Below are 10,143 nucleotides of genomic sequence, written 5' to 3' on the forward strand. Positions count from 1 at the left end.
ATAATAATTGTTCCTGTAGGAAGACGTTCTCCTTGTAACTGCCCTCGATTCCACATTCTCCAAGCAGTGTCATAACTGATCCCTTTTTTCTTAGCATAATCTGATAGTTTCATGTGAACTGCAATGTAAACTTGTACTAACTATATTAGCAGTTGTTTGCAGTCATTTGCATATATTTTTTACAAAACTTTACAATACCAGTCTCCTCCAGATGATCTGCATAAAAACTTAAGAATGATCCCCGTCTGGTGATAGACTTTTGACTGTTAAGGAAACAAACTCACTAGATAAATCATAGATCAGCTGTAGGGAGGATCATCGAGTGGAAAGTACGCTAGGGTTAGAAATTATCGAAGTGGTCGAACAGGCTGCCATTGCCTCCTCGAAGTGGATGGGTAAAGGCGAAAAAAATACCGCCGATCACGTCGCTGTGGAAGCGATGCGCGAACGGATGAATAAAATCCATATGCGTGGTCGCATCGTTATTGGAGAAGGGGAAAGAGACGAAGCTCCCATGCTCTATATTGGCGAAGAAGTGGGTATCTGTACCCAAGTTGATGCCAAACAATATTGTAATCCCGACGAATTAGTCGAAATCGATATCGCCGTCGATCCCTGCGAAGGCACTAACTTGGTTGCCTACGGTCAAAATGGTTCCATGGCCGTGTTAGCGATCTCCGAAAAAGGTGGATTATTCGCCGCTCCTGACTTTTATATGAAAAAATTAGCCGCTCCCCCAGCAGCTAAAGGTCATGTGGATATTAATAAATCGGCGACGGAAAACCTGAAAGTTCTTTCCGATTGTCTCAATCGTTCGATCGAAGAACTGGTGGTAGTGGTGATGGATCGTCCCCGTCACAAGGAATTAATCCAAGAAATCCGCAACGCCGGGGCCAGAGTTCGTCTGATCAGCGATGGTGACGTATCGGCCGCTATTTCCTGCGCTTTTTCGGGAACTAATATTCATGCTCTCATGGGTATCGGTGCCGCTCCGGAAGGGGTAATCTCGGCGGCGGCTATGCGTTGTCTAGGCGGTCACTTCCAGGGACAATTAATCTATGATCCGGAAGTGGTCAAAACCGGTTTAATCGGCGAAAGCCGCGAGGGTAATCTCGCTCGTCTGCAAGAAATGGGCATCACTAATCCCGATCGCGTTTACGGTTGCGAAGAATTAGCCAGTGGCGAAACCGTCCTCTTTGCCGCCTGTGGTATCACCCCCGGCACCCTGATGGAAGGGGTCCGCTTCTTCCATGGTGGCGCTCGTACCCAAAGCTTGGTTATCTCCACCCAATCGAAAACCGCTCGCTTTGTCGATACCGTTCACCTGTTCGACCAACCCAAATACATTCAACTGAGATAATTCTCTGACGCGGTGGGGTGGGCATGGCTCACCTCGCCCCCATTGGTAAAAATATATAAAGTTTTTTTTCAAACATCTTTTATTTGCATCCCGATTGGGACTAAATTGCAACAATTAGAGACATAACGCACTGATCTTTATCAATAATTTTTGTAGCCTGAGCAACATTTGTAGGAGAACATAAATGAATATTGCTGTAGTGGGCTTGAGTCACAAGACAGCCCCTGTGGAAATTCGCGAAAAATTGAGTATCCCGGAAGCGAAAATCGAGTCCGCTCTTACCCACCTCAAGGGTTATCCCCACATCCAAGAGGTGGCGATTATCAGTACCTGTAACCGTTTGGAAATCTACGCCGTGGTTACGGATACGGAAAAGGGCGTGGTGGAAATTACCCAGTTTCTCGCTGAAATCGGACATATTCCCCTTAATGTCCTGCGTCGTTATCTGTTTACCCTACTGCATCAGGATGCTGTCCGTCATCTGCTCCGGGTGTCCGCCGGTTTAGAAAGTCTTGTCCTCGGGGAAGGGCAAATTCTCGCTCAAGTTAAAAATACCCATAAATTAGCTCAGAAGTACAATACTATTAGCCAATTACTCGATCGCCTGTTTAAACAAGCGATGACTGCCGGTAAACGCGTCCGCACGGAAACCAGCATCGGCACGGGAGCCGTATCGATCAGTTCGGCGGCGGTGGAGTTAGCCCATGCTAAGGTGACAGACCTCAGCGGCAAGAAAATCGCTATTATCGGGGCAGGGAAAATGTCCCGATTATTAGTTACTCACCTTCTGGCTAAGGGTTCTCAGCAAATTGCGATCGTCAATCGCTCCCAAAGACGGGCCCAGGAGTTGGCCCGTGAATTTCCTAACGTACCAATCCAACTATATGGCTTAGAAGAGATGATGGCTACGGTAGCGGCATCGGATATCGTCTTCACCAGTACCGGAGCCACGGAACCAATTTTAACTAAAAATTTATTGACAGAAGTGACGATTACTGCTACATCGCTGATGTTAATCGATATTTCTGTTCCCCGTAACGTCCACACCGACGTGAAGGAATTGGCACAAGTGCAAGCTTTTAACGTCGATGATCTTAAAGCGGTGGTTGCCGCCAATCAGGAAAGTCGCCGTCAGATGGCCAGGGAAGCAGAGGCACTCCTAGAGCAGGAAGTGGAAGCTTTCGAGCTTTGGTGGCGTTCTTTGGACACTGTCCCGACAATTAGCTGTTTAAGAAGCAAAATTGAAGATATTCGCGAACAGGAATTAGAAAAGGCCCTCTCCCGTCTGGGGACGGAATTCGCCGAAAAACACCAAGAAGTTATCGAAGCAATGACCCGCGGTATCGTCAATAAAATCCTTCACGAACCCATGGTACAACTGCGGGCCCAACAGGATATCGAAGCACGCAAGCGCTGTTTACAATCCCTGCAAATGCTCTTTAATCTCAGTGTCGGGGAGGAATATAGTTAGGGGCCGGTAATCCACAAAAATTAAGGGCGATTCTATTGGTCTGTTAAGATGATTTTGAGGGATTGGGGGTGAATAATTTGGCAAGATTCCCCTATCCACAATTTCAAGATTGACAGACCAATAGACTTTTGGCTGTAGAAAGGCGGTAATATCCACCTCAGTGGAATAGTAGAAAGCCTTCTGCGGTAATTATGCCCAAATTGAGGGGGTGTTTAACTGATGGAAGTGGGATAGAGGAGGGTGTGGAACCGCAGGGAGCGGTATAATTGATAGTTAGGCTGTTAAAAACTGAGTTCTCTCTTTCACAGAGTCGTCATCAATTTCATTGTTAGCTTGTTATACTTGGAAAAGCATACTAAGCCTGAGTAATATGGAAAACCTTGCAGAAAAAGTAGCCTTAGCAGAAAAAGTAGCCTTACTCGAAAAAGAAGTCTCAGATGAGAGAAAAAGGCTGTCGTCTGATAGGCTTGACATTTCTTTTGGGGAGTTGATCAACCTATACAAAAATAATGAATTAATAATTAGACCAGAGTATCAGAGATTATTCCGATGGTCAGAAGCACAAAAAACTGCACTTATAGAATCAATTCTACTCTCGATTCCAATTCCTCCAATATTTGTGGCCGAGGATAAAAACGGTGTATGGGAATTAGTCGATGGATTGCAACGTGTTTCTACTTTCATAAGTTTTTTTGGTGAACTAAAAGGTAGTGGATGGACAATTGACTATCAAGAAGATATAGACAGATCAGGAGTCGAAGAAGAAGAAGAAATTGATGAGGAAAGCGGGGAAGAAACTGGAGGGATAAAAACTATAAATAAATGGACTTTGCAAGAAGGAGGATTGGTCAAAAGCTTGCAAGGCTTTAATGTTGATAATCTTCCACCAAATCTAAAAATAAACTTAAAAAGGGCTGTTTGTAGAGTTGAAATTCTGAGAGGAGAAAGTAGTACTTCCATGAAGTATGAGTTGTTCAAAAGACTCAACTCTGGAGGTTCAAAATTAACTCCACAGGAGATAAGAAATGCAATTTATCGAGGGGTTAATCCTAGACTTAACGAGCTTTTACTAAAAGTTAGTCAAGGCGCAGTTTTCAAATCTCTTACTCAATTAAGTAGTGGCAAACTTAATGAATTATATGATCAAGAATTAGTTCTTAGGTTTTTTGCTTTCTACAAAAATGCTCAAAATGTTAATGAAAATATGGAGAAGTTTTTAAACGATTTTATGGAGAGAACTGTTGAGAACGCTAGTTTTGACTATGATGTTTATGAATCTCTCATCATGAGAGTTTTAGAGTTAATTTACCAAATAGAAGACAAAAAGATATTTAGAAACGAGAGAAACTTTTTTGTTCCAGCTTATTTTGAGGGGATATTAATCGGAGTTGCTCAAAATATCGAGACGTATGCTGAAGACCTTGAACTTTTGAAATCAAAGATAACACAATTAAAAAGTGACAACGACTTCAAAAGATATTCTGGGACCGCTTCTAATAGTAGAAGTCGGATTAGAAATCGTCTTAAAAGAGTAGATGAAATTTTTAAATAATAAACTTAGCAATAGACTATGGATGATTTTGATAGGGCATTGCAAGAGATTATTGAAGAGAGAATATCTGTTCTTTTCGAAATTGAGAGAGCAATTTTTACGAGAAGGTACTCTCTATCTTCAAAGCATCAAGACATTTTCTCAACTCAATCAATATCGATGATTTATTCTTTATGGGAAAGCTTTATCCAAAAATCTTTCAACCTCTATATTGATGAACTTAATAATGTTGGCAGAGATCTTCATGATTTTTGCGATGAAATAGTTATTCACCACATGGAAAACTCCTTTAAACAGTTCAAGGAATATCCTACAAATGACAATAGAAAAGTAAGGTTTTTTGCTTCACTTAAAGAGTTTCACGCTGGGGATAGCTGCACTTTTTCAAGAGTTGTTAATACCGAGAGTAATGTTGGTTTCAACGTCTTAAACAAATTACTCAAAAGCTTTGCACTTGAAAAGTTTCCAGAACATTGGAAGGATTATGCACATCCGAATCCTAATTTAAAGGAATCCTTAGAGTTATTTCTGCGGTTACGCAATGCTGTAGCTCATGGAGGTGATTTAGCACCAGAGGATAGGATTAGCCAGGAATTATATACCAGATTTAAGAAGTTGGTGACAGATTTGATGTACGAAATCCGATTGAAAATGTTGTATGGTCTTAAACATAAAACATTCTTAAAGTTGCAGTAGCGTATTGTAACAAATAGCAGGTAATAGTAATTAACCTCAGTTCGGGATAAGCTAAAACCCTGATGCTACCGTAGCCTGAAACTCCTATTCTTTCGTGGAAGCTATGGCAAAATTCCCTTAAACCGAACTGGCGTTAATTAGCTGTAGCTGTAGGGTGCGTTCCCTGATGCAAGTCCTACTGCTCCACCAATAGATTTTTGGGAACGCACCATGGTCATTCATTGAAGTTGTGAGTCTAAGAGTGCGGTGTCGAAGGCACTGCCTAGCAGTACACCATCGCTAAATGATTTTTCATATTACGTCAGAGCGTGGCCAAAAACTCGATGACCGGTTCGAGAGGGCGGGACTCGGCTAAAGTAGAACGGGGGTGCTGAATCGTTTGTATTCTTTCAGGTTAACTCCCCCTCCTTTTCTGATACCGAACTGAGGTTAATTATCATCGGTCAAGCGTCAAAACATCTAGGCTTTTCCTTGATCCCAGTAATGTAAACTTTGATTAAGAGAAAGACTTCTAGCTCCGATCCGATGTTATATTAATAATTGAAGCTAAAGAAAAAAGCTTCCCTGACAGATCGACTGGCAAGGTTATAAAGGTCAAGTTCACAAAGGAGTAAACCCTGTTAAAGTTACATTCTGTCTCGATAACGACGATAACAGCGACCGACCTGAACGCTCATATTTCCTAGAGTAGAGAACAAGGGAGTTAGGCAATTGCAACTAAGGTTCAATGCTTCTCCAACCAGTCTCAAGTTATGAGGGGAAATACCTGAGAATCGGTAAACTGGTCGCTGTTATTGTTTGTCAACACAAGTAATTGATAATTGCAGTCGCTCTCCTTTGATGAGATAATAGAAAGTCTTCTGTTCAAAAGGATATCGATAGGATGCGACTCTCTCAACAGCTTTTTGTCACCCTCCGGGAAGACCCGGCCGAGGCGGAAATCCCCAGTCATAAATGCTTAGTCCGTGCCGGTTACATTCGTCGCATTGGCAGCGGCATTTACGCCTATTTACCCCTGATGTGGCGGGTTTTGCAGAAAGTCTCCCAGATAGTCCGGGAAGAAATGAATAAAGCTGGCGCCCAAGAATGTTTACTTCCCCAACTGCAACCGGCGGAACTCTGGCAAGAATCAGGCCGTTGGGACACCTACACAAAAGCAGAAGGGATTATGTTTGCCCTGACGGACCGGCAAAACCGGGAGTTAGGATTAGGACCGACTCACGAAGAAGTAATTACTGCCGTCGCTCGTGATTTAATTCGTTCCTATCGACAATTACCGGTTAATTTATATCAGATTCAAACTAAATTTCGCGATGAAATTCGCCCTCGTTTTGGTTTAATGCGGGGACGGGAATTTATTATGAAAGATGCCTATTCTTTCAATCTCGACGAGGAATGTTTAAAGAAAACCTATCAAGCGATGGATATAGCTTACCGCAATATTTTCCGCCGTTGTGGGTTAGCTTTTCGGGCAGTAGAAGCGGATTCTGGAGCGATTGGCGGTTCCGCATCCCAAGAATTTATGGTCTTAGCTGATGCCGGAGAAGATGAGGTTTTATTTACCGCCGATGAAAAGTATGCGGCTAATGTGGAAAAAGCCGTTTCTTTGCCAGCAGATAAAGTGGCTTCTCCCTTTAAAAAGTTTGCTAAAAAAGAAACTCCTAACACCAACACGATCGAAAGTTTAGCTAAATTTCTCGATTGTTCTGCCACTGCTATCGTCAAAAATGTTCTCTACGAAGTGGTGTATGATAGCGGCATAACTGTTTTAGTTTTGGTGAGCATTCGCGGCGATCAAGAGGTTAACGAAGTTAAACTACAAAATGAATTAGTTAGACAGGCGGGCCGTTACAATGCTAAAACAATTTTGGCTTTAAAAATACCCGATGCTGCCGCTCAACAGCAATGGGCAACTAAACCTTTACCTTTAGGTTATATTGCTCCCGACTTAGAAGATAATTTACTCAAAAAAGCCAGCGATATAGCTCCTAAGTTTTTACGCATAGCAGACAACACGGTGACAGACTTAGAAAACTTTATCACCGGTGCTAATGAAACCGGGTTTCATGTAGTGGGGGCCAATTGGGGTAAAGATTTCATCTTACCGGAATTAATCGTCGATCTACGCAAAGCCCGGGTAGGCGATCGAGCTATTCATGATCCTAATCAAACCTTGCAAAGTGCCAGAGGAATTGAAGTCGGTCATATCTTCCAATTGGGCTATAAATATTCTCAAGCTATGAATGCTTTTTATACTAATGAAGCGGGAGAATCTACCCCCATTTGTATGGGTTGTTATGGTATAGGAGTATCGCGTTTAGCCCAGGCAGCCGTAGAACAATCCTACGATAAAGATGGCATTATTTGGCCGGTAGCTATTGCCCCCTATCAAGCGATTGTGGTTATTCCTAATTTAGCCGATGCCGAGCAGGTAAAAACCGCCGAAAGTTTATACAATGAGTTAAATCAAGCGGGCATTGAAACCCTTTTAGATGACCGGAATGAACGTGCGGGAGTTAAGTTCAAAGATGCGGATTTAATTGGGATTCCCTATCGCATTGTCACGGGGAAATCTCTCAAATCGGGTAAGGTGGAATTAGTCGAAAGAGCCAGTAAAAAAGCGTCAGAAGTAGCAATTAATGAGGTGGTTTCCTATTTAAAAACTGCTATTTCAAAGGTAAATGCTTCTGATTAAGTGATTAAATATACAGATAATTTTCCTTATTTATGGATTTGATGATCGAATATGAGTCGGGGGACTTCCTGTTATAAAGGGCATCTCAAAAGCTATTGACAATTGGCCAATTTTGTGATCCGCGTGGGCATTTCAAGTGATACCAGTCAATCAGAATAGTTACCAACTCGACCTATTTGGTCGATTGTTGCTTAACAATTGAGATGGCAAATTCTACTCAAATATGCCTGAATTGTCGCCTGGGTAGGCAACTCACATAAAGTTCATTTTGTCAAGGATTATTAAGATGCGCTCACCCTGGATAGTTATCTCTTTTGTTATTTACTTAACTTAGCAATGATTGAAACCGCTCATCTCCCCGAATCTGCTCAAAATCTTTATCTGTTTTCGCCATATCCTGATATTCGGTATGGAGGTTGTCAGTCAGGAATTATTGCATCAATCATTTCTCTCCGATTCTTGCGATAAATATAGAAATCGCTATCTAAAGTTAACACAGAACTGCTTTCAATTAATTCAGTCATCCTCACCAAACAAGCATCAGCAAAAGACATGGGAACGGATTGATAACGCTGTCTTAATTCTCGGATGACTTTGACTTCATCATTTAGGCTAAAATCTATTTTAATTGTTCCCCGTTCAATTAAAGACATTATTGCATCTTCACTCCCATAAACATCTTGTAAAATAAAACAGGATTCAGTGATAACTGCCTCACAAGTTAATAAAGGTTTGGCAACTTTTTCCCATTGCTGAATTGACCAATTGTGATAATTATCACTCCGGTCGAGAACGGCGACTAAGACCCCCGTATCTAGAATTACTCTTTTAAGCATATTAGACTAGATGCTTCTTTTTAAATTCCCTCTTTTTTAGGGATAAATCTCCTTTACCACTGTCTAAACACCCCACCAAGTCTCCGGCTGATTCTAAAGCAGAAATTTCTCTTTCTCCCTCATGAATTGCTGTCTTATCTGCTTTAAGTTGCAAAAATTCAATAAACTCTATTACTTGTTGTTGTTGTTGTGGGTTGAGGGTTTGCAGTTTTTCTAAAATGGTTTGTTGGTGGGTGTTTGCCAGTGTCATAGCAATTGTTCTCCTGATTAGGATCGAAAGTTGTGACTTAAGAGTTATTATACCCTAACTCTGATGATAGGATTGCTTTCGACATAGATAGTCATCTCTTTTTTTATTTACTTAACTTAGCAATGATTGAAACCGCTCATCTCCCCGAATCTGCTCAAAATCTTTATCTGTTTTCGCCATATCCTGATATTTGACATCAAGATTGATGGCGCTTTGTAAGTTTTCGATAGCTAATTCCACATTATTTTGTAAGCCATAACAGCAAGCTTTATTATAGTAAGCATTAGCATGATTTGGATTAATTTTAATAGCACGATCACAAGATTCTAGTGCATCTTTATATCGTCCCATACAAGTTAAAACATATCCTCGATTATCCCAAGCTTCATGCAAATCGGGTTTAAATTCTAAAGCTCGATCGTAGGATGCGATCGCTTGTTCAAATCTGCCTAAATCAGCTAACGCAATCCCTCGGTTGTACCAAGCATCATGGTCATCGGGTTTAATTTCTAAAGCTCGATCAAAGGATGCGATCGCTTCTTCAAATCTGCCTAAATCAGCTAACGCAATCCCTCGGTTGTTCCAAGCTTCATGGAAATCGGGTTTAAATTCTAAAGCTCGATCGTAGGATGCGATCGCTTCTGCAAATCTGCCTAAATCATCTAACGCAAACCCTCGGCCGTACCAAGCTTGATGGTAATCGGGTTTAATTTCTAAAGCTCGATCCCAGGATGCGATCGCTTCTTCTGATCTGCCTAAATCAGCTAACGCAACCCCTCGGTTGTTCCAAGCTTCATGCTTATTGGGTTTAATTTCTAAAGCTTTGTCGTAAGATGCGATCGCTTGTTCAAATCTGCCTAAATTCCTTAACGCAATCCCTCGGTTGTTCCAAGCTAGATGGTCATCGGGTTTAATTTCTAAAGCTCGATCGTAGGATGCGATCGCTTCTTCAAATCTGGCTAAATCAGTTAACGCATTCCCTCGGTTGTTCCAAGCTAGATGGTCATCGGGTTTAATTTCTAAAGCTCGATCGTAGGATGCGATCGCTTCTGCCCATCTGCCTAAATTACCTAACGCAAACCCTCGGTTGTACCAAGCTTCATGGTCATCGGGTTTAATTTCTAAAGCTTTGTCGTAAGATGCGATCGCTTCTGCAAATCTGCCTAAATCATCTAACGCATTCCCTCGGTTGTACCAAGCTTCATGATAATCGGGTTTAATTTCTAAAGCTCGATCGTAAGATGCGATCGCTTCTGCCCATCTGCCTAAATTACCTAACGCAA

The 10,143-nt window shown here is 41.8% G+C and carries 9 protein-coding genes and 1 pseudogene; 5 read left to right on the forward strand and 5 right to left on the reverse strand.

Annotation, left to right across the window (positions count from 1 at the left end; translation table 11 throughout):
* Nucleotides 1–113, reverse strand: a pseudogene (locus IM496_RS20705) (IS607 family transposase); the annotation flags it as partial.
* 209 nt (nt 114–322) lie between these two features.
* Between IM496_RS20705 and glpX the strand changes: the two are divergent.
* The 5 genes from glpX to IM496_RS20730 all read left to right on the forward strand — a co-directional run bounded on the left by glpX (nt 323) and on the right by IM496_RS20730 (nt 7,774).
* Complete coding sequence (gene glpX, locus IM496_RS20710) at nt 323–1,360, forward strand: class II fructose-bisphosphatase (protein WP_147072728.1); 1,038 nt, start codon at nt 323–325, stop codon at nt 1,358–1,360.
* A gap of 184 nt (nt 1,361–1,544) precedes the next feature.
* Nucleotides 1,545–2,831: a glutamyl-tRNA reductase gene (locus tag IM496_RS20715; protein ID WP_287663115.1), complete on the forward strand. Its 1,287-nt coding sequence runs from the start codon at nt 1,545–1,547 to the stop codon at nt 2,829–2,831.
* 370 nt (nt 2,832–3,201) lie between these two features.
* A complete protein-coding gene (locus IM496_RS20720) occupies nt 3,202–4,383 on the forward strand; it encodes a DUF262 domain-containing protein (protein ID WP_287663117.1) in 1,182 nt (393 codons plus the stop codon).
* A gap of 18 nt (nt 4,384–4,401) precedes the next feature.
* A complete protein-coding gene (locus tag IM496_RS20725) occupies nt 4,402–5,079 on the forward strand; it encodes an MAE_28990/MAE_18760 family HEPN-like nuclease (RefSeq protein WP_045360306.1) in 678 nt (225 codons plus the stop codon).
* An 883-nt stretch (nt 5,080–5,962) separates the two neighbouring features.
* Nucleotides 5,963–7,774, forward strand: a complete 1,812-nt coding sequence (locus tag IM496_RS20730) for a proline--tRNA ligase (RefSeq protein ID WP_287663118.1) — start codon at nt 5,963–5,965, stop codon at nt 7,772–7,774.
* Between the two features lie 325 nt (nt 7,775–8,099).
* On the opposite strand, the gene IM496_RS22785 is transcribed toward IM496_RS20730, so the two are convergent.
* From IM496_RS22785 to IM496_RS20745, 4 genes are all read right to left on the reverse strand, one after another.
* Nucleotides 8,100–8,201, reverse strand: a complete 102-nt coding sequence (locus tag IM496_RS22785; RefSeq protein WP_409770630.1) for a TPR end-of-group domain-containing protein — start codon at nt 8,199–8,201, stop codon at nt 8,100–8,102.
* Nucleotides 8,194–8,610, reverse strand: coding sequence for a type II toxin-antitoxin system VapC family toxin (locus IM496_RS20735; RefSeq protein ID WP_149986623.1), 417 nt, complete (start codon nt 8,608–8,610; stop codon nt 8,194–8,196). The genes IM496_RS22785 and IM496_RS20735 overlap by 8 nt, the downstream gene beginning before the upstream one ends.
* Before the next feature lies 1 nt (nt 8,611).
* Nucleotides 8,612–8,860, reverse strand: coding sequence for a hypothetical protein (locus IM496_RS20740; RefSeq protein WP_002796477.1), 249 nt, complete (start codon nt 8,858–8,860; stop codon nt 8,612–8,614).
* 111 nt (nt 8,861–8,971) lie between these two features.
* Nucleotides 8,972–10,143, reverse strand: a 1,172-nt coding sequence (locus IM496_RS20745; RefSeq protein WP_287663121.1) for a tetratricopeptide repeat protein, incomplete at its 5' end; no start/stop codon positions are given.

Origin of the sequence: Microcystis sp. M049S2 (assembly GCF_020245625.1) — a bacterium.
In the GTDB taxonomy this organism is placed as follows: domain Bacteria; phylum Cyanobacteriota; class Cyanobacteriia; order Cyanobacteriales; family Microcystaceae; genus Microcystis; species Microcystis ichthyoblabe_A.